Annotated in this window: 30 protein-coding genes; 18 read left to right on the top strand and 12 right to left on the bottom strand. The window is 61.3% G+C overall.

Annotated elements, in window-relative coordinates:
• Nucleotides 1–31: 31 nt before the first annotated feature.
• The 6 genes from ACESMT_RS10475 to ACESMT_RS10450 are packed head-to-tail and all read right to left on the bottom strand — an operon-like array spanning nucleotide 32 to nucleotide 5,883.
• The gene (locus tag ACESMT_RS10475; protein WP_372826529.1) at nucleotides 32–1,657 is read right to left on the bottom strand and encodes a phage portal protein; all 1,626 of its coding nucleotides are present in this window, start codon (nucleotides 1,655–1,657) and stop codon (nucleotides 32–34) included.
• A 36-nt stretch (nucleotides 1,658–1,693) separates the two neighbouring features.
• A complete protein-coding gene (locus ACESMT_RS10470) occupies nucleotides 1,694–1,954 on the bottom strand; it encodes a hypothetical protein (protein ID WP_372826528.1) in 261 nt (86 codons plus the stop codon).
• A gap of 11 nt (nucleotides 1,955–1,965) precedes the next feature.
• Nucleotides 1,966–2,340 (bottom strand): Mor transcription activator family protein, encoded by a 375-nt coding sequence (locus tag ACESMT_RS10465; RefSeq protein ID WP_372826527.1) that lies wholly within the window; start codon nucleotides 2,338–2,340, stop codon nucleotides 1,966–1,968.
• Between the two features lie 11 nt (nucleotides 2,341–2,351).
• A complete protein-coding gene (locus ACESMT_RS10460) occupies nucleotides 2,352–4,532 on the bottom strand; it encodes a phage terminase large subunit family protein (protein WP_372826526.1) in 2,181 nt (726 codons plus the stop codon).
• The gene (locus ACESMT_RS10455; protein WP_372826525.1) at nucleotides 4,529–5,011 is read right to left on the bottom strand and encodes a hypothetical protein; all 483 of its coding nucleotides are present in this window, start codon (nucleotides 5,009–5,011) and stop codon (nucleotides 4,529–4,531) included. The genes ACESMT_RS10460 and ACESMT_RS10455 overlap by 4 nt, the downstream gene beginning before the upstream one ends.
• 26 nt (nucleotides 5,012–5,037) lie before the next feature.
• Nucleotides 5,038–5,883 carry a hypothetical protein gene (locus ACESMT_RS10450; protein ID WP_372826524.1) on the bottom strand — a complete coding sequence of 282 codons (846 nt, stop codon included), beginning with the start codon at nucleotides 5,881–5,883 and terminating at the stop codon, nucleotides 5,038–5,040.
• 176 nt (nucleotides 5,884–6,059) lie between these two features.
• Between ACESMT_RS10450 and ACESMT_RS10445 the strand changes: the two genes are divergently transcribed.
• From ACESMT_RS10445 to ACESMT_RS10420, 6 genes are all read left to right on the top strand, one after another.
• Complete coding sequence (locus ACESMT_RS10445; protein WP_372826523.1) at nucleotides 6,060–6,260, top strand: XRE family transcriptional regulator; 201 nt, start codon at nucleotides 6,060–6,062, stop codon at nucleotides 6,258–6,260.
• 132 nt (nucleotides 6,261–6,392) lie between these two features.
• Nucleotides 6,393–6,782 (top strand): ArdC-like ssDNA-binding domain-containing protein, encoded by a 390-nt coding sequence (locus ACESMT_RS10440; RefSeq protein ID WP_372826522.1) that lies wholly within the window; start codon nucleotides 6,393–6,395, stop codon nucleotides 6,780–6,782.
• Entirely contained in the window at nucleotides 6,779–7,012 is a 234-nt protein-coding gene (locus ACESMT_RS10435; protein ID WP_372826521.1) for a hypothetical protein, read from the top strand. Before ACESMT_RS10440 ends, ACESMT_RS10435 begins: the two co-directional genes overlap by 4 nt.
• Before the next feature lie 135 nt (nucleotides 7,013–7,147).
• Nucleotides 7,148–10,069, top strand: a complete 2,922-nt coding sequence (locus ACESMT_RS10430) for a hypothetical protein (RefSeq protein WP_372826520.1) — start codon at nucleotides 7,148–7,150, stop codon at nucleotides 10,067–10,069.
• A 3-nt stretch (nucleotides 10,070–10,072) separates the two neighbouring features.
• The gene (locus ACESMT_RS10425; protein ID WP_372826519.1) at nucleotides 10,073–10,480 is read left to right on the top strand and encodes a hypothetical protein; all 408 of its coding nucleotides are present in this window, start codon (nucleotides 10,073–10,075) and stop codon (nucleotides 10,478–10,480) included.
• A 14-nt stretch (nucleotides 10,481–10,494) separates the two neighbouring features.
• Nucleotides 10,495–10,770 (top strand): hypothetical protein, encoded by a 276-nt coding sequence (locus ACESMT_RS10420; RefSeq protein ID WP_372826518.1) that lies wholly within the window; start codon nucleotides 10,495–10,497, stop codon nucleotides 10,768–10,770.
• A gap of 66 nt (nucleotides 10,771–10,836) precedes the next feature.
• Here the strand turns inward: ACESMT_RS10420 and ACESMT_RS10415 are convergent, their stop codons facing one another.
• The 4 genes from ACESMT_RS10415 to ACESMT_RS10400 form a co-directional block, all read right to left on the bottom strand.
• Nucleotides 10,837–11,322, bottom strand: coding sequence for a hypothetical protein (locus ACESMT_RS10415; RefSeq protein ID WP_372826517.1), 486 nt, complete (start codon nucleotides 11,320–11,322; stop codon nucleotides 10,837–10,839).
• A gap of 271 nt (nucleotides 11,323–11,593) precedes the next feature.
• Nucleotides 11,594–14,251 (bottom strand): VapE domain-containing protein, encoded by a 2,658-nt coding sequence (locus ACESMT_RS10410; protein WP_372826516.1) that lies wholly within the window; start codon nucleotides 14,249–14,251, stop codon nucleotides 11,594–11,596.
• A 39-nt stretch (nucleotides 14,252–14,290) separates the two neighbouring features.
• On the bottom strand, nucleotides 14,291–14,560 hold the full coding sequence (locus ACESMT_RS10405; protein ID WP_372826514.1) for a hypothetical protein: 270 nt from the start codon (nucleotides 14,558–14,560) through the stop codon (nucleotides 14,291–14,293).
• Entirely contained in the window at nucleotides 14,557–14,946 is a 390-nt protein-coding gene (locus tag ACESMT_RS10400; RefSeq protein ID WP_372826513.1) for a hypothetical protein, read from the bottom strand. Before ACESMT_RS10400 ends, ACESMT_RS10405 begins: the two co-directional genes overlap by 4 nt.
• Nucleotides 14,947–15,253: 307 nt before the next feature.
• Between ACESMT_RS10400 and ACESMT_RS10395 the strand changes: the two genes are divergently transcribed.
• Complete coding sequence (locus ACESMT_RS10395; protein WP_372826512.1) at nucleotides 15,254–15,511, top strand: hypothetical protein; 258 nt, start codon at nucleotides 15,254–15,256, stop codon at nucleotides 15,509–15,511.
• A 68-nt stretch (nucleotides 15,512–15,579) separates the two neighbouring features.
• Here ACESMT_RS10395 and ACESMT_RS10390 read toward each other — a convergent pair whose 3' ends face one another.
• The gene (locus tag ACESMT_RS10390) at nucleotides 15,580–15,957 is read right to left on the bottom strand and encodes a helix-turn-helix domain-containing protein (RefSeq protein WP_372826511.1); all 378 of its coding nucleotides are present in this window, start codon (nucleotides 15,955–15,957) and stop codon (nucleotides 15,580–15,582) included.
• A gap of 27 nt (nucleotides 15,958–15,984) precedes the next feature.
• Between ACESMT_RS10390 and ACESMT_RS10385 the strand changes: the two genes are divergently transcribed.
• Nucleotides 15,985–16,347 (top strand): helix-turn-helix domain-containing protein, encoded by a 363-nt coding sequence (locus tag ACESMT_RS10385; RefSeq protein ID WP_372826510.1) that lies wholly within the window; start codon nucleotides 15,985–15,987, stop codon nucleotides 16,345–16,347.
• A gap of 18 nt (nucleotides 16,348–16,365) precedes the next feature.
• Here the strand turns inward: ACESMT_RS10385 and ACESMT_RS10380 are convergent, their stop codons facing one another.
• Nucleotides 16,366–17,091 (bottom strand): hypothetical protein, encoded by a 726-nt coding sequence (locus ACESMT_RS10380; protein ID WP_372826509.1) that lies wholly within the window; start codon nucleotides 17,089–17,091, stop codon nucleotides 16,366–16,368.
• A 133-nt stretch (nucleotides 17,092–17,224) separates the two neighbouring features.
• Between ACESMT_RS10380 and ACESMT_RS10375 the strand changes: the two genes are divergently transcribed.
• The 10 genes from ACESMT_RS10375 to ACESMT_RS10330 are packed head-to-tail and all read left to right on the top strand — an operon-like array spanning nucleotide 17,225 to nucleotide 22,918.
• Nucleotides 17,225–17,452 (top strand): hypothetical protein, encoded by a 228-nt coding sequence (locus tag ACESMT_RS10375; RefSeq protein ID WP_372826508.1) that lies wholly within the window; start codon nucleotides 17,225–17,227, stop codon nucleotides 17,450–17,452.
• On the top strand, nucleotides 17,449–17,730 hold the full coding sequence (locus ACESMT_RS10370; protein ID WP_372826507.1) for a hypothetical protein: 282 nt from the start codon (nucleotides 17,449–17,451) through the stop codon (nucleotides 17,728–17,730). The genes ACESMT_RS10375 and ACESMT_RS10370 overlap by 4 nt, the downstream gene beginning before the upstream one ends.
• Before the next feature lie 21 nt (nucleotides 17,731–17,751).
• On the top strand, nucleotides 17,752–18,225 hold the full coding sequence (locus ACESMT_RS10365; RefSeq protein ID WP_372826506.1) for a hypothetical protein: 474 nt from the start codon (nucleotides 17,752–17,754) through the stop codon (nucleotides 18,223–18,225).
• Nucleotides 18,218–18,601, top strand: coding sequence for a hypothetical protein (locus tag ACESMT_RS10360; protein ID WP_372826505.1), 384 nt, complete (start codon nucleotides 18,218–18,220; stop codon nucleotides 18,599–18,601). The genes ACESMT_RS10365 and ACESMT_RS10360 overlap by 8 nt, the downstream gene beginning before the upstream one ends.
• Nucleotides 18,602–18,630: 29 nt before the next feature.
• The gene (locus tag ACESMT_RS10355; protein ID WP_372826504.1) at nucleotides 18,631–19,038 is read left to right on the top strand and encodes a hypothetical protein; all 408 of its coding nucleotides are present in this window, start codon (nucleotides 18,631–18,633) and stop codon (nucleotides 19,036–19,038) included.
• Nucleotides 19,039–19,046: 8 nt separating this feature from the next.
• The gene (locus tag ACESMT_RS10350) at nucleotides 19,047–19,289 is read left to right on the top strand and encodes a hypothetical protein (RefSeq protein ID WP_372826503.1); all 243 of its coding nucleotides are present in this window, start codon (nucleotides 19,047–19,049) and stop codon (nucleotides 19,287–19,289) included.
• Complete coding sequence (locus ACESMT_RS10345; protein WP_372826502.1) at nucleotides 19,286–21,592, top strand: ParB/RepB/Spo0J family partition protein; 2,307 nt, start codon at nucleotides 19,286–19,288, stop codon at nucleotides 21,590–21,592. The genes ACESMT_RS10350 and ACESMT_RS10345 overlap by 4 nt, the downstream gene beginning before the upstream one ends.
• Nucleotides 21,589–21,888 carry a hypothetical protein gene (locus ACESMT_RS10340; protein WP_372826501.1) on the top strand — a complete coding sequence of 100 codons (300 nt, stop codon included), beginning with the start codon at nucleotides 21,589–21,591 and terminating at the stop codon, nucleotides 21,886–21,888. Before ACESMT_RS10345 ends, ACESMT_RS10340 begins: the two co-directional genes overlap by 4 nt.
• Nucleotides 21,888–22,478 (top strand): hypothetical protein, encoded by a 591-nt coding sequence (locus ACESMT_RS10335; protein ID WP_372826500.1) that lies wholly within the window; start codon nucleotides 21,888–21,890, stop codon nucleotides 22,476–22,478. The genes ACESMT_RS10340 and ACESMT_RS10335 overlap by 1 nt, the downstream gene beginning before the upstream one ends.
• On the top strand, nucleotides 22,475–22,918 hold the full coding sequence (locus ACESMT_RS10330; RefSeq protein ID WP_372826499.1) for a hypothetical protein: 444 nt from the start codon (nucleotides 22,475–22,477) through the stop codon (nucleotides 22,916–22,918). The genes ACESMT_RS10335 and ACESMT_RS10330 overlap by 4 nt, the downstream gene beginning before the upstream one ends.
• Nucleotides 22,919–22,966 lie beyond the last annotated feature (48 nt).

Below are 22,966 nucleotides of genomic sequence, written 5' to 3'. Positions count from 1 at the left end.
TTTTAAGGGAAAACTTGGACTAAATGCACGATCAGGTCTTACTCGCGCCCTCTTCCGGATCTGCCGCATCAACCGCACCAGGCGGCTTGGCGTCGCTGCCGTTGGGCGCCTCAACGGTGGCACCGTTTTCGGCGTTGCTGGTGAACACCAGACCGGCGTCTTTTGTCTTTGCCCGCCATTGCTTGGACTGCTCCAGGAAGTCGCGCGGATTGACGCCGCGCTTACGCAGCACCTCGATCTCGCTTGCAAAGCCGGCGCGGGCCAACATCACCCAGGCGCCAGCTTCTTTGAGGGGATCTATCCAGGGCATGGCTTGGGCGGTAAAAAGCGCGTCGTCCAGGGATTCGGGCACCACGTCGCGGGGCAGCTTCAAGATGCCGGCCAGGCGCGCTGCGCTAATAAAGGCCTCATAAGTGGGCTGTAGCCACTGCCCCGTGAATTCATCGGTCAGCACGGCATAGTTCACATATTGCTCCACCAGCTCCTGGCGCTGGGCGCTGAAAGTGCCGTCATAGCTCTTGCTGATGCTGGAGTAACTGGCGCCAATGCCTGCAGCAGCTGCACGCAGCTGCCCCTGGCGGAACGTGATGAGGTTGGGGTTGGGCCGGTTGCTGTCGATCAAGCCGATCTCTTCGCCGACTGCCAGGTTGTCGATAATCATGCCTGGAGAAAACTTCATGTCGCGTGGCTTGGGACGGCCCCTCTCGTCTTTCTCAACACCCTCGTCGCTGTAACCTTCCTGGCCGCCATCTTTTTTGATAAAAGCGGTCAAGCTGGCGGCGACTTTGGCGGCGATGCGCTCGCTTTCCTCATAGTCTTTGATGTCTGCCAGGCGCGTGATGATGCTGGCAAACTCGCTGATGCCGCGCACTTGGCCAGGATCGTCTAGGAAGGCCAGCTGCAGGATGCGTCCAGCGTCCACCCGCTTGATGTCTGACCAGCCCATCATGGGCGTCTGTAACTCGGTCGGGTTGCTCTTGTAGCAATGCCATGCCTTAATTTCGCCCCAGGCGTCACGCTCTGCACCCTGGATGATGCCCTTGGCTGGTTCGTTGTAGTCCAGTGGGATAAAGTCCGCAGCGATCAGCTCGATGGAAAACGGAACATCCGTGTGGTGGCGCAGGCCGGGCACAAAACCTGTGATGTTCTGGCTGAACGCTTCGCCGTCACGCATCCACAGGCCGCCCATCATGCGCTGGCACTTGGCAAAGTGGAATCGCCGCTGAACCTCCGGCCGCTTCATCCATGCATCAAACAGTTTGGAAATCAGTGCGGCGCATTCGTCGTGGATCGTCCCGTCTGCGCGCCGGGGCGTGGGCTCAATGCCGATGCCGTTGGCGCCGATGACGTTGTTGACCATCGTGCGAGTGATGCCGCGGGCGATGTCATGGTTGCGGTGAGAGTGCCGCGACTGGATTCGGATCGCCATCGCGCTTTGCTGCGCAATCGCGTTGGGCCCCTGCCGATCAAAGGCAAATTTGCGCAAGCGCGTACTAGATGCCGCGTCATAAGAACGCGCTTGTAACTGGTCAAGCCCGTGCCGCTGCTGGATGCGCCGCAGACCGGCTGCAGGGCTGAGCCAGGCGAGGACTCTATCAATCGGGTTGAGCAAGTCGCCCAAGGTGGACTTGTTGCTGCTTGTGGGTTCAAGACTCATGGTCGGACTCCGGTGGAAAGGACCGGGCGCAAGGCCCTAGCTGAAGTCGGCTACTGAAAATGTGCGGCCGCCAAGCGTGGGAGCGCCGGCAATGCGCGCCTCAAGGCCGCTGGCAATGCCCTGCCAGTAGGTGATGCCTTTGCGAATCGCGTTGAGGTTGGCCATCTCTTCCTCCCGGTCCATGCCTGACGGGCTGGTCAAGCGGATACGCTGGGCGTCCAGGGCGACCGACTCTGCGGCGCTGTACTCCGCCAGCTTTAACTGGGCGGCGGTGAGTTGAGCTGCGAGTGTGGCCATGGGCTTGCACGTTATGCGCTGTCCTGTCCAGTTTTCAAGGAAGAAACTGGACTGACCGCCAATTGCATGGCGCGCTGCTCTTCAAAGATCTGGTAAAGCCGGCTGCGGCTGACCCCATGGCGCTGCATGACTGCGGCGGCATTGGTGCCGTCGAACTCGCGAAAAATGGCCGCGTCACGCTCTGCCTTGCTTGGGGCCGGTATGTAGATCTCTTGCGCGCCCAAGCGGATGCGAAGAAAGCCGGTCAGCCTGGCGGCCCACACCTGAGAGAACTCGGGCTTAAGGCCAAATTCATGCTGCAGGCCGGCCGCCAGCTCCGCCTGCAGCAGAAAGGCGGCCTCATGTTCTTTGGCGGCGGCGGGTTTGTCATCTTTGGTGGTGTTCATGGTTTGCGTGTTCAACCACGCTCAAGCCATTCGCTTGACGCAAACGGATTTGACGCGGATAACGCAGAGGCTGACGGTAGGGCCGCTGGTTGCGGCCTCTGTTGTGGTAATGGTTTGGGCAGATCTGACACGGGCTGGGCCGGCGTTTGAGGCGCTGCCATGGTTTCAGCTTCCAGCGCCAACGGAAGCGCTGCGTTTTCAGGAACATCACGGCTATCGAATAGATCCGGCGCCACCTGGCTTTCGAGCTGCTGCCATTTTTTTTCAGTGAAGCCGCCGACCTCCAAAACCTCAAACATGAAGATGGTGTAGACCGTGCAGTCAATGACCTCATTGGCACCTGATGCGTGATACCAGCGGCTGACCTCTTTGCCGGCCAGGCGCACTTTGATGCGCTTTTCGTTGCCGTACTGCCTGAAAAATTCGGCCGGTAAGTCGCTTGCAAAATTCACGTACCCCGGCCCAGGCACCTCGACCTTGAGGCGGCCGTAGAACAGATCCTTTGCCGTGTCGGTGCCAACCATCCACAGCTTGACGCCGCGGCGCACGATCCGGCCCTTGACGTTGATATTCATCCACCGGGCTGCCCTGGCCTTGATCGGGTCGCCGTCGTTGCTGCTGCCTTTGACGGCGCGCAGCTTGAAGTTGTCGGCGCGGTCGGCGTACCTGGCCACAAACGAGTAGGCCTCATGGGTGTAGTTGCCATAGCCGGTATCTACGGCTGCGCCGGCAAGGCTCATCCAGGCGCCATTGACATGCCTGTACTTTTTTTGCAGGCACTCCCACACTTTTACCCAGTCTGACTCAAGCGCCGGGTTGGCGTCGATCACGACGTAGTCAATTGCCCACGTCTGCTGCCCGCGACCGATGGCCCACACGACGATTTCAAAGCGGTTGTCTTGCACGTCAACGCCGGCGCCCAGCAACAAACCACCCGCCGGGACGATGCGCATAGGGTTGCCGCTGGCTTTTGCACGCGTTTGCAATGCGTTGACATCGGCTTGCTCTGACTCTTCCTCGTAGGTTTCGCCCTTGGTTTCATTCACCCAGGCGACCATGGGCACCTTGTTGCCTTCTTTCATGGCCTTGAAGGCGTCCAGGAACTCGCGCAGGATTTTGCCCCACGTTACCTGCGGACTGTAGGCCGTCCAGCAGTGCATGGCCACCACGCGTGGCGGCAGGCAGGGCGTGCCGTCGGCCAGCGTCCACTCAGAGCATGGCTCGCCGACCTCGTCCCACCAGTGGCTCAGCCGGTACGCGCCGCAGTCGCTGACCCAGCAGCCTTCCTTGGCCAGGCGCAGGTATTCAGGCTGGGTGATAGCACCGTGGCAATGTTGGCAATGGTGGCGTACGGTTGCCTCGGGATCTTCCACGTCCCACTTAATGCCGAATTTTGTTTTCTTGCTGCCCCACTCCAGAGGATGCTCTGCCTGGCAATGCGGGCAGGTGATACAAAAGCGCATGCGGACATCGGCCGCCTTGTGAAGCCGCTCGATGTGGCTCAGGCCGCGCATCCGCCCGGTGCTGCCAAAAACGCACTTCGGGTAGGTGGCGCCCTCCACCCGCTTGCGGATCAGGCCGTCAGGCGGCCCCGCCTTTTCAATGCTCTGGTCAAATCCATCCAGCTCGTCGGCAACGCCCAGGTCCAGCGTGAGTCGCCGAAAGTTGCCGGCTGACTTGCCGCCCCGCATTTTGAGTATCGAGCCCAAAAAGGTCTTTGCCTTGAGCGTGCTTTCCTTGATGGTGTTCAGGATGCGCGGCATCACGGTGCGCATGATTCGCACATCGCGCAGCATGGGGTCCAGGTCGGTTTTTACAAAGTCGTCGCTGTCCGCTTCGGTCGGCTGCCAGATGCACTGTTTGCGCCGCCGGTGCTGCGCGGTGTAACCGAGCAACGCCAGTAAGCACTTGGTGTACCCCAGCCTGGCAGACTTGAAAAACGTGAACTCTTCGATGCAGTCGTTGCCCATGCAATCCAGAATGCCGATCTGAAACGGCCACGCGCGCCACTTTTCTTCACGCAGGCTAGACTCGCCCGACAGGTAAAAGTAGCGATGCGCCCACCGCGCCAGCGACAGATCCGGCGGCTTTTTCAGCGCAGCCAAGCCGCGGGCTGCGCTGGTTGCGATTGACGCCCGCAGCTCCGCCGGCAAGGCTGCAAGGATCTTGATGATCTCGCCGGCGTCACTCACGCGTCGATCTCCAGCACGGCATCATCCAGATCGTCAGCGTCGGGATCGACCTCTGCAAGGATGGACAGCGCGGCGCGGGCCGCGAGGTTGCGCGCCTCGGTAATCGCCGCATCAATGCCTTGCAGATCTTCGGCCGTCAGTTGCGGGCACAGCATTTTGATGCGCGCCGGCAGCGGCTCCAGCTGGCTCGCAATCTGCCTACCGATGTGTGACAGCACTTGCTCAATCAGGGCCACCTCGGTGTAGTCGCCTTGCGCTTTCTTGAGTTTGATCTCCAACAACGCATTGCGCGTTTTTGATTCAGCGGCGCGGTTGATAGCCAGTTCGCCATCAGCGCCGCGGCCTGCGGCCTGTTCACGCAGTTGGTGCGTGTACGCCTTGAGCCACACACCCAGCGGCTGGCTGCCTTTGAGGATGCCGCGCGTCAGCAGATCGCTGACGGCCGGCTGCGAGATACCGACCAGAGCGGCAAAGTCCACTTGAGTGCATGGCTTGCTTAGATCCATCACCGCCGCCCGCTCCGCGAAAACCGTTTGGTGATGGTATCGGCCGATTCTTGCCAGCGACGGTGCAGGTTGAGGACCAGCGCCCTCATCGCTACCTGGCGGACATCAATGCGCGGCTGATAGCTGGCCTTTTTGACGAACTTCAGAATCTGCGTGATCTTGCCGCCTGGCAGGTGTTTCCAAACGCCGGGCGGAAGCCAGCCGCCGCCCTTCGACATCGTGTTTGCGCCAGGCGCAACCAAAAAAAACAACGCCGCCACGCCCAGGCGTTTCGCGCCTTTTTGGCTGCGCTGGCTCACCGGCTTGGACTGCACACGGATCTGCAGCACGTTGGTAATCTGCTTGTAAACCGAGCCGGGAACGTTACCGTGGGAATCTAGGCTCGCGCCCTTGCCCGGCGTGGTCAACCATCCACGCGGCAGTGCGCCCATTCGCGTCAGCAGATATTCCGTTTTTTTCTGGCGCCGCTGGCCAGCGCCCTGCGCGCCTGGGCGGATGTACTCACGTTTGGCTTTGCCCAGCTCATCCACGCTTTCAGGAAAATAAACTTCGGACACCAGTTTTGCCTTGGAGGCCGAGCGCGTGTACACGCCGCGCAGTGTGAAGTCTGTAGGCCGGTCAAACGCCGTCGGCAACTGCTTCGTGATCGCGTCGCGCGCGTCGCCTGCAATTTTGGTCAGCGTCAGCGCGGCCGCATAAGGCACCTGGGACGCGGTAGACCGAAAGGTATTCGCCGTGAGCTTGTAATCGACGTCAAATTTGAGTTTCATTGTGATTTTCGCGAGCACTTGTCGCGCGCTAATATCACAAAAAATTGATAGGTGGTAAATCGCAAACGTGTGCAATCTACCCCACACCCGATATAACCCCCCTGCGAATACCCTCTAGCTCCAGAAGACACGGGGCCGAATTTACCCCCTTGGCTGCACCTTAGGGAGTACCTTTTGGACCGGGCGCGTCGATAGACTGGAGCTATACGGAAAGCGGCAGGGGTGCGGGCCGATGGCCCTACAATGCGCTCATGGATCAACCCACTACCGACCAGATCAAAGCCGCACGAACTGCCGCCGGCCACAGCGCGGCCCAGGCTGGCACACTGGTGCATACCGACGGGCGCACCTGGCGCCGCTGGGAGCTAGGCTCAGGCTTTGAAAGCGGAAGGGCGATGCCGCTGGCTAGCTGGGAGCTGTACCTAATCAAGACAGGGCAAGCCCAGCCATAAGCTGGGCCAATAGCCCTATATTCCGCCGGGTCTTGCCTAATAGGGCCAATGGCCCTATAATTCAGGCAAGGGTTAAACGGTTGTTTAATCCGCCACCAGGGCCACAGGCCCGCCACACCAGGAGTCAGCGCGATGAATGAGCAGATGAAAACCCTTGCGGCCCAAGTTTCCAAAATGACGGACGCGCAGCGCGCGGCGATTGCGGCCCGCTTCCCCGTTGTGACCATCGAGCAGCACGTTATTAGCCCGCGTAATACGTGCCTTGTGACGCTGCAAGCTGACCGCGCGATAACCATCATCGGCGGGTTTCGCCAATGGATCGCACACGGCCGCGCCGTGCGCAAGGGTGAGAAAGCAATTTACATTCTGCGCCCGTGCCCCAAGGGCCGCAAAGCCGGTGCCGATGCGGCACCAGGTGAATCCACCGACGGCGCCGAACAGCACGGGCCCGGCATGTTCTTTAAGGCTATCCCAGTATTTGACGTGACACAGACCGACGCGCTGCAGGCGGTGCCAGCATGACGCCCAGCACAAAGCCGGTAACGCGCGAGACATCCGCCTTTGTGCGCGATGGCGGCAGGGTGCGCGCCGTAGTGGCCACCATCGCCGGCGGGTGCCTGGAGCTGCGGCTTAAAGGCACCCGGCAGCGGGAAACTGTAGAGCTGTCCGGGCTATGGCACCAAGCTGTAAAGGCCCGCGTCTGGCTGCAGCGCATGGAGAAAAAAGCCGCGCGCGCGGCCCGCAGAAAATAAAGACTAGGGCCGATGGCCCTTATTATTTGTAAGGTATTGCACAATAGGGCCAATGGCCCTATAATTCACGCAAGGGTTAAACGGTCGTTTAATCCGCCACCAGGGCCACAGGCCCGACTACTTGGAGTAAAGACCATGACTAAGCAAACCAGCATCACCAAACGCCTTGCCGCCACATATGCCGCGCGCGAAGCGGCCAAGACCCAGCAGCTAATCGAAGCTATCGAAGGATGCCCAGCCCTTGAGGACGAAACTGCAGGCACGCAAGTTTTACGCATCGGGCGCGTCATGCTCAAACTGTCAGCCAAGCCCGGCCGGGCCGCTGCCATGGTTACCGCATTGAAGAAGATTCGCAAGCCTGCAGCGCGTCGCATGTCCGGTCAACAGTTCCCCCGCTTTTCCACGGGCATGAGCACGCGCGATTACGTTAAACAATTCGCGATGGCGAATAGTGACGGATGGGGGAAAAGTGCCGCCAGCTGCAAAGTGACGATTGATGCATTTTTTGAGCCACTGAATGCCAAGCCCTGCACGCTGTACGAAAATGGTGCGCTCGATTTTGACGCCATAGAGGACACAGACGCCTCAGCAGCGGCCGCAGTCGCTGCCGTGGTGGCAACCGCCCTGGCCCTGGCCAATGCCGCCCAAGCGCCCGCCACAAAGACCGCATTTTCTAGCGTGAAGTGGTGCAGCGAATCCGAGAAAATCGGCAAAACGCTCTGGACGCTGTGCGTGTACGAACACCCAAGTTATGGGCCATGCACAGGCTACAGCTGGCACGATGACGGCGCCGGCGTATGGCGCCGCGACCGTGAGCACGCGCGTTATGACGGCAACGATACCTACAACGGGTTACCCGTCAGCCTGGCCAAAATCTTCTACGCGAACGAAGCCGCCATTAATCTGCACTTGGGCAAAGTGCAGGCGCTTGCAATTACAGAGCCTGCCACAGTACGCGCCCAGGGCGACACGGTCGGCGCCGGCAGCGCGCCTGCAGCTGGCCATGCTGCAGGCCACCAGGCGGCCCACGACGGCGCCAGTACGTCAGGCCCTGCCACCAGCCAACAGGCGCCGCGCCTGACGGGCCCAGGGGTGCAAGACCTGGACCAGGCGCCGCCGGCCACGATTGACGCGGCCGGTATGCTGGCCGACATACCGCACGCCCTGGCACGATCTGCCCACCAGGGGATCAGCTTTTCACCTGAGCGCAGAGGGGATAGCGCCCGCGCTGAATACGCCGGCACCCTGGCAGAGGATTACGCCTACTTCCACGCCCAGGCCATCAAGGGCGGTACGCTGGACAAGCTGCCTGCAGAATTTGCACGCTATCGCGACGGCATGGCCGGCAGGTATCGCGCTTACCTTGCCAGCTCTTCCCGGTGTGTGTCGTCATTCATTGCCGGCCCGTCAAACTTCCCTGCCGCGCGCATGAATAAGCGCGCCGACATCGCACACAAAAGACTTGGCGAATATTTGGACGGCCGCGAGATAGCCCGGCGCGCTGTGGTGCGCAACCTGCGGCCGGATCTGCGGCCCATCATGGCCGGCGATGCAGACGCGGCCGAACGCCTGGCCGTCAAAATCGCCCAGGCCGAATACGTCCAAAAGTGCATGAAATTGGCCAATGCAGCCATCCGAAAAAATGCCAAAGCCGGCACCGATCACCAGGTGGCCGCTTTGATGGAGTTGGGCTACCTTGAAGGCCCTGCGCGCGCCCTGCTGGCCCGCCCATACCGCGGCTGTGGCTTTCAGGCTTACGAGCTGACCAACAACAACGCGAACATCCGCAGCATGCGCGCCCGCCTGGAGCAGATCGAGCGCGCCCAGGCCGCACCCATCACAGAGCAGGACGGCGCCGACGGTATCCGCCTTGAAGATGACCCACCCGCTAACCGCGTGCGCCTGTACTTCCCAAGCAAGCCCGCGGCCGACATACGCGACCAGCTCAAGGCCGCCGGGTTTCGCTGGAGTCCCACCGTCGGCGCCTGGCAAGCGTATCGCAACCACCAGGGCATGACCACAGCGCAGCGCCTGGCAGGCCTGGACCACACGGCCGCAGCAGCAGGGGCGCAAGACCTCAAAAAGGACGTACCCGCAGTACTAGGGGTGCAAGACCTCGGCCCGGCCGCGCCCGCAGCCCAGGCAGATGCCGCAGCGGCCGCAGGGCCCGCGGCTGGCAGCTGGGACGCCTGGCAATCTCAAATTGTGCAACTGGTGGCAGATATGGCCGGCATACCCCACAGCGATGCGGCCGGGATCGTAGAGGCCCGCGCCTTTGAGTTGGCCCAGGGCTGGGCCCGCGGCACGACGGCGCAGGATCTGGCCCAGCAGATCGCCACGCCAGCGCCGGCAACTGCAGGGGTGCAAGACCTCGACGCGCAGGCCGCAGCAGCACCGGCCAAAGCACCTAAGGTGCAAGACCTTGAGCAAAACGCATCCACAGCGCCAGCCAAAGCCCGCCAGACGCGCGCCATCGTGCCAGCGCTGGGCCAGCGCCTGGCCAGCAAGTCCGGCGCATGGGAGGCGTGGTTTTACCCAGGAAAAGCCGGCAAGCTGAACATGGTTTTTTACCAGGGCAAGGCCTTCAAGCCAACAAAGCATTTTCACTTCCACGATGCCGGGCGCCGGATGCAGGCATTCCGCACGCTTGCAATTGCTGCCGAACAAGCCGCCGCCGCGCGCCAAGAACACGCCGACAGCAGGCGCGCCGAACTGGCTAAACCGCACGGCCTGACCGTTGGCGCCGTGCTGGTCCACAGCTGGGGGTATGACCAAACGAATATTGATTACTACCAGGTCACGGCCGTTATTGGCCGGCGCATGGTGGCGATTCGCGCCATTGATTGCGAACGCCAGCCCACCGGCGATATGACTGGTATTTGTGTGCCATGCCCTGGCGTGTTCACCGGCGAGGCCAAGCGCGCCAAGGTCACCAGCGGCGACCATATCCGCGTGGCCGGCTTTTCCCGCGGCTACGCCTACCCGCTGGAAATCATCAGCAAGCTGCCCAACGGCGCGCCCTTGTATCGCAAACACTCTTACAGCTCCTACGCCTAAGCCATGAAAACCAACATCAACCAGCAGCCGGCCGTGAAGATTCACCACCTGACCGGCCACCGCAACCCATGGGCAAAGATGGACGCCCGTTACCTCATCGACTGGCAGACTGAGGAGGGCGCGGCCATGGACGCGCCGGAGCGTCTGCCGGCGGGTAGCCACCGGGGTTTTAATGACATGTGGCCAGGCGGCGAGGTTCATGCGATTGTCTCGGCCTATAAGGACGCCACCGTCCTGGCCTCTGTGCATCTGGTCATTGTGGAATGTCACGGCAAACGCTGGCGCGCCACGTTCAAGGCTGGCCATCTGTCAGACGTGAGGCTAGACCAGCCAGCCAGCCGCAAGCTGTCGACCCGCTCCAAGCTGATCCGAAGCATTGAGGATGCCGCATGGCCCAGGACGCGGACATGACGGAGAATGCGGCCATGACAGCCAAACCGACACCCCCGCAAGACATGGCCAAGCGGCCAGGGGTGCAAGACCTCGATCCCGCCCTGGCAGGGCGCCTGCAGGGCCTGCGTAAGTCACTGGGCCTGTCAGTCAGCGACATGGCCCAGCGCCTGGGCCTGTGGGGCGCCAACGGCGCCGACAACCTGCGCCAGATGGAGCGCTGCGCGCGCCCATTGCCTGGCACGCTGCAGGTGCTGCTGGGCTACATGGAGCGCGATCTGCAGGACCGACCGTGGGATCTAGGCAGCTAACTGCAAGCGTTTGCAAAACACCCAGGGGTGCAAGACCTCGGGCCAAACCTCAAGGGGTGCAAGACCTCAATCCGCAGCCCGCCGGCGCACCCGCATGATCTTGAAGCCGTCGCGGTCCTCGATCTTGCCGCGCTGCCATTCTGCCGGCGGGTTGCCAATAGCGATGTTGGTGGTTTCGTCCACCAAGAAGCCTTTGCCGTTTTTCAGGTTCGCCAGCACATCGGCGTAGAGCGGGCCCAGCGATTCCTTGAGTTGCACCATCACCAGGGCCGCCTCCGGCATGGCAGCAGCCAGCCAGCCCTTTGTGGCCGGTTTTGCTGCCGCTGCAGTTGGTGCTGGCGTCGTCGCCGATGACGCCAGCTTGACACACATTTTTTTTGCCAGATCCGCCGCTGCTTTTTTTGGGTTGAGATAGGCCTGAACGTCCAATTCAGATTTTTTTTGCAACTTATTCATTTCTTTTGTCCTAATGTCCCACAGGGATAAAAGAGGCGCGAGGGGCCTACGCGCGCGATCACGATCACGCCCACCTGCACATCCGGGCGCGCTCATATGTAGCCCAGTCCAATCAAAACCGCCCGCCGGCGCGCTGCAACGCCGCTTCAAAAAAAGGCCGAGTTATTCCACGCGATGCCATTGGGATCAATGGCCCACCAGGGAATCACTGCGCCCCATGGGACAGTGGGACAGGGACGGTCTGGAGCGCTACGGCATAGGCAGGCCCAGGCAACGTCCCCGCGTGGTGGGCGGCGCGATCACGCCTCCAACGTCCACACGCGTTTCACTGAACCGCAGCCTTATCGGGTGAGAACCCATCGCTGGCTTAAAACGGCTCATCGTCGCCTGCTGAAAAAATGCCCCGCTCAAGGGCAGGAATGGTGTCTGGCACATCTGCGGCCGGCGCTGGTGCAGCTTTCGCGCCTGGCGCCGATGGCGGATCGTCCAGGTCGTCCAGCTTCATGCAGTCTGGCCAGTTGTCGGGCTTGGTGTACACCCAGGGCCGGTTCGGCAGGCTTGACCTGGCGCGCACCCACCCAAATTTTTTAAACGCCGTGCCGGCCTGCTTTTCGTGAAAGCGACCCGGCCCCAGCTTGGTGATGTCGATCTGAATGCCGGCCAACGCCTGCACAATCTGGATCTGATTTTTAAGCATGCCCTCAGCGTTGTTGACCAGGTAGTCCATGAGCCGCGACTCAATCGGGCTTTCGATCATGCGGGCGTTTTGCTGCGGCAAGAATAGCTCCAGCTCTTCCCTGGTGTTCGGGAAATACCGCTCACCCTGCGCCACACGCGCCCAGGCCTCTGCAAACAGCTGGTTGCGATTGGCCGCCACCCAGTCGGTATCGATCACCCGCGTCACGTCGATAGGCCAAAACCTGCGGTTTCCCGTGCCGTCGATCAGGTACTGGTGTTCATTGGTCGTTCCCGCGAACACCAGCTGACGCGGGTACTCCCGTGGGCGCTTGTCAAAAGAGGCCCGGTACCAGTCCAGCTGGCTGGCAATAAAGGCCTTGATCTTCGTGACCTCTGCCCGCGCCATCGCGTCCAGCTCCGAGATCTCATATAGCCACCGCCCCTGCAGCATCTGCAGGCTGTCCTTGTCACCCAGCACAAAACCTGTGTCGGCAAACCAGTCGCCGGCCAGCACACGCAACACCGTGCTTTTGCGCATGCCCTGCGGGCCTTCAAAAATCGGCATGTAGTCAAACTTGCAGCCCGGTCGCATGGCGCGTGCCGTCATGCCCATCAAAAACCAGGCGCCTACACGCTGCAGGTATTTGCGCTCGCGCGTACCCAATTTTTCAGGCCGACCAACCACCGCATTTATCAGCCAGTCATCGAGCCGCGGCGTGCCGTCCCACACTGTAGCCGCCAGGTACTCACGCACCGGGTGATACTGGTTGCGCGTGGCCACCATGCGCATGCCCTCTTCCAGCGTGGTGCGCGGCATGCTGGGCAGGCTGTGCTTGCGCACCAGCCACTCACCCATCAGCAGCTCGTCAACCTCCGTCCACCGGCCCGCCGGGCTGCCCCAGGGCATGTCAGCGAGCTTGATGATGTCGTTGGAGAATTCATTGAACGCAATCTTGCCGCGCACGTCGGCCAGGCTCTGCAGGGCCAGCACCACGTTTTCACGCACCGCCCTGGGCGCGCCGTCTTCATTGCGTATCAAGCCGATGCGCCAGGCGCTGCGCTTGGGCGGATCGCCCGATTCATCGCTCGCGCCAGCGGAGCCTTGGCCAACCTCATCATCAACCATGGGCGCTACGGCCGTGAAGGCCTTGCCGCTGCGCAGGTAGGTCTTGCAGCGCTCAGCGTCCCAGCCTTCGGCAATGGCGTCTGCACAGTCCCAGCCGCTTACCAGTTTGCCAGGCTCTTCTACCGGGCACACCCACACCTTAAGGCCCAGGGCGTCCAGGATCTGCGCAATCTTCGCGGCCGCCAATGCACCAGGCTGCTTTTTGGCCGGCAGAAAGTCCACCGTGTCCTTGTCAACGCCGGCCGCCTTTTCTTCGGGCGTCAGCTTGCGGCGCTGGCTGTCACAGTCTGGCCAGATCAGCACCTTGCCCGGCGCTTCATCGCCGCCCGCAGGCAGCAGCCAATCCCAGCTGGCGCGATCCGGCACCTTGCTGCCACCTGGCCAGCTCACCACGTCGAACTCTTCGCCGATCAGCGCATGCAACGCGTCGGCACACTTCTCGCCCTCGACAATGATGCGCACCACACCCGGCCGCAGCCGCCCGCCGGCCAGGTACAACGGGCGTGGCTGGTCCCAGGTCTTCCACACCCATTTTTGCGTGCTGTCAGCCAGCGACTGGGCCCACACCAGAGGGATGGTTTCTTTGCCTCCGTCGCTGGTGACAAAGCGGTAAACATAGCCCAGCGTTTCGCCGTCGCGCGTGTACGTCCACACGCGCTCAGGCGCACCGCGAAAAGGGTGTTTTGCTTTTGGCGGTGGCGCGTGTGCCGGTACTGGCACGATGGGCGTGAACTCACCCTTTTCCGTCCGCGAAGCGCCCTCCTTTTTTACTCTGGCCACCGGCGCAGGTTTGGCCGGCAAGTCGTCGTCGCTCGACGTATCGCTGCCGCCAGCAGGCTTGGGCCGCATGGGCTCCATGGAAACAACAGCCGACCCCAGGTTAAATTGCTCCACCAGATCCTTTGCCGCCGCTAACTGGTCACCGCCGTGGGTTATCGCTGCGTACAAGCTCAGCAGATCCCCGCCCTGCTCACCCTCATAAGCAAAGTCGGCCCATTGCCCAGTTTTGAGGTTGACGCTGCAGCTGCGGCCGGCCCCACCATCGAGGCCGGCACATTTGTACTCTGGCCCATTGCTGCCTTCACGGAAGATCTTGCCGCCGCTGATCCAGTTGGGCACCAGCTGCTCAGCACGATCCAGCAGCTCAGCCGCCAGCTTTTTGAAATCTATGCGCGGCACTAGTCCGCGCTTGCCTGCGCCCGGTGGGCTGCTTCCTGGCATGTGGGGTTGCTCCGTTGTTTTTGCTTCGCAGGCTGCGGCCTACCGCCATGCCTGCAGCGCAAAGCCCAGGGAATCGAATGAGGCACGCCGGCTTGGCTCATAGATCACCAGCGCCGCGCCAGATCTGCCGGCAATGCGCCGACGCTCCCTGGCGCGGGCCTCACCCTCGCGGCTCAGCTCTTTAAGCGCGGCCTGCGCTTTGTGTTTTGGTACGCCGGCCAGATCTGCCAGCGCCTCACAGGTGCCCGTAAAGCCATGCTCCAGCACCCGCCGCAGCGCGGTGCGCTCAGGGCTTGCTGGGCGGCTCATTGGGCCTTCCTTTCCTGCAGATGGGCAACGCGCGCCATCTGTTGATTAAGCTGCAGCAGCCCTGCCGCGATGGTTTCCTGCAGGCTCTGGATCTGCGCCTCGGCATCCACCGGCGCGGCCTTGTAGCCAACATCCCCGGCGATGAAGTCCATCGCCGCGTGGAAGCCCTGCTGCTTTGCCTCCCGCAAGATCCACATCACCTGGCTCGGGTCCAGGCGCTCGCGCCGGTCATCGCTCAAGCACTTGCGCAGCCATTCGGCCGCGTTATCAAAGTCCGGCCGCATCAACCGGCCCACAGCCTTGAAGCCACCCATAGCCATAACGGCCGCCTTCAAGGCGTCCTCTACCTTGTCGAAGCACTCAGGAATTGGTAATTGCGTGGCCATCCGAACCTCCTAAAACAACGCTGTCCCCGGTCGTCCCCAATTAGGGGACAAGCGGGGACAGACTTTTTTTTGCAAAAAAAAGAGACTGCAAGCATGCAGCTCAAACGAACAAAAAACGCCGACGACACCAGGGGAGAAGCTAATAAACGTCCCGGCGCCACGGGTAGCACGGCCCGCGCCTGGTCGGCAAAGTGCAACCGCCGGGCCTCTGACAGCCGGGGAGCAAAAGAGAAAAGGCAAGCGCCCACAGTCAGCAGACAATGCGGCTATCGCACCACCACCGCCACTGAAGGGGTCACTCATACACATGGACACCGAAACAACCAGACGCGTCAACAGACTGGAAGGCCAGGTAGTTGCGGCAATGGCAGCAGTAAGAGCGCTCATCCTTTGCCACCCCAACCCCAAACTTGCTTACGACACAGTAGCCAAGCAGCTCGACACCTTTTCAGGAATTGCGCTCGCCGGGAGCCATTCGGAAGAGTTCGTAACAGGCTTGACCACCAGCGAGCGCGCAATCCTTCCGACCGAGCAGGATCTCGAAGCCGCCTCAGTTCGTCGATAACCTGCACTGCGGTTCTGCCGCGATTGCGTGGACCCGTCGCAGCGTCCATCGCACGCCCGTCATTTTTCTCAGACATTGATTGCCCCCATTTTTGCTATGGTTTGTATAGCTGCTTGCGCTTGTCCGGTAAGGGCTGGGGGCTGTTTTGTCTCATAGGTATCCGGCGTTAGCGGGTCGCAAAACACACCGGCCTGCGTGCGACCAAAGAATGCAGCCACGTCAATGCCGTGCGCTGATGCGAGCGCCTCCGCGCCCCCTGCCAGTTCGATCAATGCCGCACCCGCGCTGTATCTCGGCTCTGGCGCGCGGCCATCGCCCAATCGACAGATCGTCGATTGATCAACGCCCGTTGCTTTTGCAAGTCGCTTTTGGCTATACCCACGGGATTTAAGAAGTTGAATAATTTCAGGCCACATAATTTGATGCAATGTTGCATTGAGTATCATAATGCATCAATGCATCACTGAACTCAAGTGATTGCCGAAAATAGTGCGATGCATGACCATACGCGCAAGATCATTAAGCGGCTCATCGCGGACCACGGCATACCAAGCGAACGACAGCTCGCGCTCGACTGCAACATGTCTCAGACGACGCTGAACCGATTCCTTAAGGGCGAGACAGCCACGCTAGACTTTTCACACCTCCAGGCCCTAGCCCAACACTTTTCGTTAACCCTGTCACAACTGATCGGGGAGGTGCCATTTGAGCCGGATACGAAAATACGTGTCGTCACGCTTGCAATGCAGCAAATGCCTGAGTACAAGAAGGATGTCTTGGTAGCGGCAAGCTCTTCGCTTACTGAACCAACAAAAAACAACGGTACGAATGGATGATGGGCACCTGCTCGGCGGCTAATCCTGGTATGCCGACACGCGTCCGTTTTCTGTATAGACCAGCACTGTCCTATAAACGTGTTGAATGTGCACGCCCCACGAGCCAACAGAGCGGTTGGTCTTCTGCGGAAATCCCTTGGAAGCATATAGCTGGCACTGTGAGTCGCCCAATTTAAGCTCACGGCTTGTTGCCCTTAAATCGTTGATATTGAGCCGACGGCGACGCGATTCAGTCTTTACGAACCCCTTGGTATCTTTGAGATCGTCAAGGGCCGGGAGGGCATCACCGCGTAGTGCGCGGCCATAAGACTCGCAAAAATGATCTTCACTCATTTCACGCAGCATAGTTGGCGCTACCTGCGCTTGCACCTTTTGGCGTGCAGCGCGTAAAACGTTCGCTTTATCGGCGAGGAGCTTTGAGTAGACCGCCGGGTCGGCTTGTTCTTCGGCTGTAACCACCACGCCTTTGCAAGTCACAGCGTAAGGAGGCTTCTCGACGATCCAAGCCCGCCACTTCGCAAGCGCTGCGAAGTGGTTGCCTTCATTGCTCGGCGTCCCGTGCGCAATGCAGCATCCATTCATCGTCAGCGCGAGTATCTGCGCCAATTCAGCGCGTTCTTCAGGACGGGGACACCACGAGTTGGAGAAATGAACGTCGAGTTGCGGCACCACGTACGCGTTAGGTTGCGACACCCCCGCTGGTGAAACAAAAAAACCAACAATAAGCACCAAGGCTGATTTCATCACTGACTCCTCTGGGGTGAATATGCCCGCAACAGCCAAAAAGATAAAGATTTTTCACTTTTTAATGCATCAATGCATTGACATCAAGTAATGCATTGATGCATTATGCAGGCACCAACCACACGGAGGCCCGATGCCAGCACTTCCAAACCCAGCCGCGCCCACAGGCGCAATCAGCGCCTTGCAGCGATGCCTGCACGAGCTTCGCCCAAACCACGCCCAAGGCCCCTATGCGCTGCACACGCCAGAAGCCACGTGTGTGGCCTGGGGGCACAACCTTGCTGGCCTCAAAACCATGGGGCGCATTGCCGCCACAGAGCGCGAAGAGTTTGCCTCGTGGGGCAAGGACTACCAGCCATGAGCGCGGCGCTTGTCCGAGGCGTCCAAACCCTCGCCGGGGTGGCGTTCATCGCGTTGGCCCTGGGCTGGCTAGGCCCCCAGCTCGACAGGGAGCGTACTTATGGCAGCTACGGCTACACGCCCGAAGCGGCCGGCGAAGTCGCCCAAACCGAAGCCATCGCCCGCACCCGCTGTGCCCGCCATGAGTTTGACAACACCAGCTATATCGCCACAGCCGACGGCGGCATTGTCTGCACTGACAAGCGCGGGCGCCCGCACCCCTCACCAAAGCATCCCTAACCACCGCAATGGAGTACTTCGATGTCGCTATCCTCATTTTTCTCGCGGGCGCACTCGCGGGTTTCGGGCTCGGCCGGATCTTCCTCAAGGCGGAGCGAGCCCTGGCTTTTGCCCGAGGCCACAACGCTGGCGTTACCCTGCTCTGGCCAGAACTCTGCCGCCTTTGGCTTGCTGACATCCGGCAAGAGCAACTCACTGGCGGAACTGCCCGAGACAAAACGCCTGGTGGCGCAAACCACCATTGACAGCCTGTTTGCCGGCGAGTGGTTCGACATATGCAAGGTAGACAGCCTGGTGCAGATCACCGACACACCAAAAAATTCAGCCGCCTACCGGCTTTTGCGTCCGCTGCATTGCGTTCACTACGACAAGATGCCGCGCGAGCTGCTTGAGCAGATCCCCCACCTGGTCAGGGAGTGCCTGACGCCCGCGCCGCCCCGCAACTGCCAGGCCACTGCCGCCGCCTTAGATGGCGTGGAGTTTCACCATGGGTAAGCCGCTGCTGGCCGTGGCGCCCACAGCCACCTGCACCCTGCAGTATGAGGGCCGGCTTGTCGAAAACGCGCACGCTGCGCAGCGCCCTACCGACCACCAGGGCCACTTCGCGCCCACGCTCTGCTTTTCCGTGGTCATGGCCTTGGGCCAACACATCGACGTGCAGCAGTTCTTCCCAGTCGGCCATGACGACGAATGCAAGGTCGCTGCCGCCCGCATGCGCAAGGGCCAGGTGTACAGCTTCCACGTCGGCCTTGAAGCCCTGCGCCTGGTTGCAAACGGCGTGTCGCACGTCCGGCACGTTAGCGACGCACCCGATCTCTTTGCTCCCGCACCGTCCCCCGCGCCCGCAGAGCTGCAGCCCGTCAGCGCCTGATCTTTTTACCCCTCATCAAAGGCCCAACCATGACCACAAGCTACACCCCACGCGACGGCTCTATCCCCGCCCGCGTTATCCAACACTTGCAAACCAAGGGCGGCAGCATCAGCGCAGCACAGATTGCAAAGAAATTTGATGCCAACCCCGCCAGCGTAGCCACCTTGCTTAAAAAGTCTGTCGAGGCCGGCTTGTTGAAAGCCACCAAAAACGGCAATGCCTTTGAGTGGTCACTGGGCACGGGTCAATACATTGCGGGCACGCTCAGCACCACCCTGCCCGCCACGCCATACACAGAGGACATCATGGTCATCAGCGCATGGCCAGATGGCGACATCACCCTGCAGGGCCTTGACCCTAACGAGGACGGCAGCGTCACACTCACGCCCGAGCAGATCGAGCGCATTGCGGTGCATCGCCCCGGTCTATGGATCTGACCCGGCGTATGCAAACCATCACCATCGTGATCCGCACCTTGCCCAAGGGCAAGGGCTGCGCCGTGCTGACTGACAGCGCGCCGCCCGCCATCGGCCACCCCCGCACCGCCGCCCAGGAGCTGGCCAACCAGCTGCTGCGGATCTGCGCCACCCATGCCACCACCACACAGTACGGCGCATGCAGCGCCACGCTGGCCGGTGAGCTGGTGCAAGCACAAGCCCATTCCCCCACCCTGGAGACATCGCAATGACCAAAGTTGCAAACGCTTTCAAGGACGGCGATGCCGTCACCATCAAAGCCACCGCCAGCAAACCCAACGGCGACCCCATGCCGCAGTGCGGCAAGCGTGGGCTCATTGTCGGTACGCCCTCCAAAGGCCGCCACCTTGTTGACGTGCCAGGCATGCCCGTAGCCAACCTGTCGGCCGATGATCTGGCGCCCGCCGCGCAAGCTGCACTAGCGCCCAACGCCGCTGCGCCCGCTGCCGCCAGCGGCGCCATGCATGCCGACAAGCGCGCCGTGCCAGGCACCGTGACCTATGCGTTTGACGTGCTGGCGCTGACGCTGATCGTCCCCAGCCTGACCAACCCGCGCAGCCACTTCGACCCCGAAGCGCTGCAGAGCCTTTCCGAGAACATCAAGGCCGACGGACTGCTGCAGCCCATCCTGGTGCGGCCGCTGCCCGGCTCACGCCTGGAAGAGACATTCAACGACCGCCGTAGCACCGACCCGCGCCCTACGCACGAGATTGTTGCCGGCGAGCGCCGTTACCGCGCCTGTGGCATGGCCGGCGTGCGCTCTGTGCCGGTGCTGGTGCGCAACCTGACCGATGAGCAGGTGCTGCGCATGCAGCTGGTTGAAAACGTCCAGCGCGAGGATCTACACCCTCTGGAAGAAGCCCAGGGCTACCGCCGCATCCTGGACCTGCCCAGCCAGGCAGAGCGTCCCATGGCGGACCGCGTTGCAGATATGGCCAGCGCCGTCAAAAAAAGCACCCGGTACATCTACCAGACCATGCAGCTGCTGCAGCTCTGTAACTTTGCGCAAAAGGTCTTTCTTGAGAAAAAGCTGGACCGCACCACCGCCCTGCAGGTGGCAACCATCGGCAACGAGGCTGGCCAGATCGAGGCCACCAGGCACATTGCCGGCCTGGCACGCACCGGCACAAACGCCGACGTGGTTGATCGCACCCTGAGCCAACGTGAGGCGGCTGAGTACGTCCGCAACACCCACCGCCTGGAGCTGAAAGACGCGCCCTTCAACATCAAGATCACCCTGGCCGACGCACCGGCCTGCGGTGAATGCCCAAAGATGAGCGGCAACGCGTCCGATCTGTTTGACGAAGGCAAGAAAGCGCCAGACACCTGCCTGGACCGCAGTTGCTACGGCAAAAAAAGCAACGCGCATCACACTGCTCTGGCAGAGGCAGCCAAGGCCAAGGGTCAAACCGTCATCAGCGGCGCCGCCGCAAAGAAGATCGTCCCTTATTCCCACCGCCCCACCTACCTGCAAGGCGGCTACACAGCCATCAGCGAGAGACAATACGGCGACGGCCTGGACGGCAAGACCGTCAAGCAGCTGCTGGGCAAGAACATGCCCGGCACCACACTGATCGACAACCCACACGGCCCTGGCTTTATCGAGGCCCTGCTCACCGCTGACGTGAAGCGCCTCTTCAAGGAACACGGCATCGGTAATTCCAAGGATGTGGGCCGCGATGACTACGCCGTCAAACAGAGCGAGCAAAACAAAAAGGACAAGGCAGAACGCGAGTTTCGCCAGACCTGGGCCACACAGCTGCTGGATAAGGCCGGCGCGCTGGACCAGGCAGATCTGTTTGAGCGCCTGCTGACGCCCATGGCAGCGCGCCTGTATCAGCGACTGGACCACGACAACACCAAGCGGCTGCATGCCATGCTGGGCTGGCCGTTCGCATACTTCGGCTACGACGAACATGACAAGGCCATCAAGCACTTTAAAGGTTTGAGCGAAGCCGACTTTAATAAGTTCATCATCGCGGCCTGCATCACCGGCGAGCTGCACGTTGCCCAATACTGCACGCCACGCACATCCAACCTGGACGAGATGAGCGCGCTATTGGGCGTGGACGGCAAGGCCATCAAGGCCAAGCTGCAATCCGCTGCACGCGCTGCGGTGAAGGCCAAGGCCGACAAGGCGAAGTCGAAAGCGGCGCCGGCCGCAAAGAAGACCACCAAGGCCGTTACAGCCGCGCCAGACGCCACAGCCTCTGAGTTTGCAATCGGTGACCGCGTTCGGTTCAGGCAAGGCCTCAAAGGTCCGGCAGGCCACTTCCGCAAGTGCTGCGGCAAGGCAGGCGTGATCGACAGCGTGTCGTGTGGTCAATACACGGTGCAGATTGACGGCGTGAAAGATTTGGCTGTTGCCGAGTTCGATGAGATTGATGCCGAGCCCGCAGCAGGCAAGAAAGCCGGGTCCAAGAAGTCAGATCCAACGGCAAACCAGACAAGCCTGGATATCCCCGCCAGCACCAAGGTGGACGCCTGGCCATTACCACGAGAGGCCCGGCCATGAGCGCCGACCGCTACAGCCTGCCCGCTGACCACATGACGCCAGATGACATTGCGACTCTGGAGAAAGTTCACGCCGCAGGCTGCTCGATCTTCGATACGTGCATTCCCGCTCTGTTGTCAGCCGTTACATCGCTCGAAAAAGAAACACTGCGCACCAAGGTCTGGAGCGCCTTTTTTAGCAGCGCCATAGGCGCGATGGAGGCCGACGTCGGGCATGGGCAAGTTCAAGCCATGCTCGCGCGGCTTGCCCAACTCACACCCGCAGATCCGCTGCCAGTCATTCATCAGGTGCATTGATGCAAACCCAACTCCAGCAAGTCTCAGTGGCAAACCGCGCGCAGCGCCGCCAGGCCAAACGGGCCACCCGAAAAGTGCATGCGTTTGCAAGACGACCCAAACCCATCATGGCCAATGCCATCGAGGTAGTCACCCTGCGCGCCACCAGGCTGACCGATACCGAGCGCGGCCAGGTGCTGCAGGGCGCGCAGGCCGCTTTCAAGGCCCTGCGCGAGGGCGTGGCCACCCAGGAGCAATGGGTCCACCTGTCTGACCTGGTGTGCGCCGCCAACGCCATTGAGACCCAGGGCGTGGTGCGTGGCATCCATGAACACCTGGCGGCCGCTGGCAACGCGCTCGACGCCGTCTGGCGCCGCGTACAAGCCGGCGCGCGCGGATCTGACTGGGGCCGCTGCACCACGCTTTACTTTGACGAAATTGGCGCCCTGGACACCGCCCTGTTTCTACACGACCACCAGTTGCAACAGCTGGCAGTCAGTGAGTACCACGCAGCCCTCAGAACCGCCAAGCGCGACCCACGCGCCACAGCGGCCACGGCCACGATGGCTGCCGATTCCCTCCCCGTACCTGTCCAGGAGAACCTCTTATGAGCTACGGCAGCAGCTTCGTGGCCAATATCATGGGCCTCACCAGCAGCCTGCTTGAGCTTTGCTGGCTCTACCTGCAGCTGTTCGCCCTTCGCAGCGAGATCTACCTGCAGGCCAACGTTGACGAAGCCATAGGCTCTGCGCTGGGCCTTGCCGGCGCCTACATGCTCGCCAGGCGCGGGCAGTATGCCGCGCTGGGCTGGATAGCCTTCCTGGGCAGCAACGTCGCTCTGATCATCTTTGCCATGCGCAACGGCCACGCCTTTCTGCTGGTCCTGCAGATCTGCTTTGTGGTCACAAGCGCCCTGGGCATCTGGAACTACCTGGTCAAGCCCATGCAGCCAGCAAAGCCTCCGGGCACCGCAGCGGCGACGTTATCCCTAAACCCTTTTCCAAAGCCCAAGCCAATAAAGCGCGGGCCGGAAGGGAGAGACACGACCTAAGAACCCACTCGCAAACCTTCACCAGCACCCTCACCAGCTTAAACCACC

The organism is Polaromonas sp. (assembly GCF_041689105.1).
Lineage (GTDB): Bacteria > Pseudomonadota > Gammaproteobacteria > Burkholderiales > Burkholderiaceae_C > Polaromonas.
Note: the sequence above shows the minus strand (reverse complement) of the source record. Positions and strands in the feature narration are given on the sequence as shown.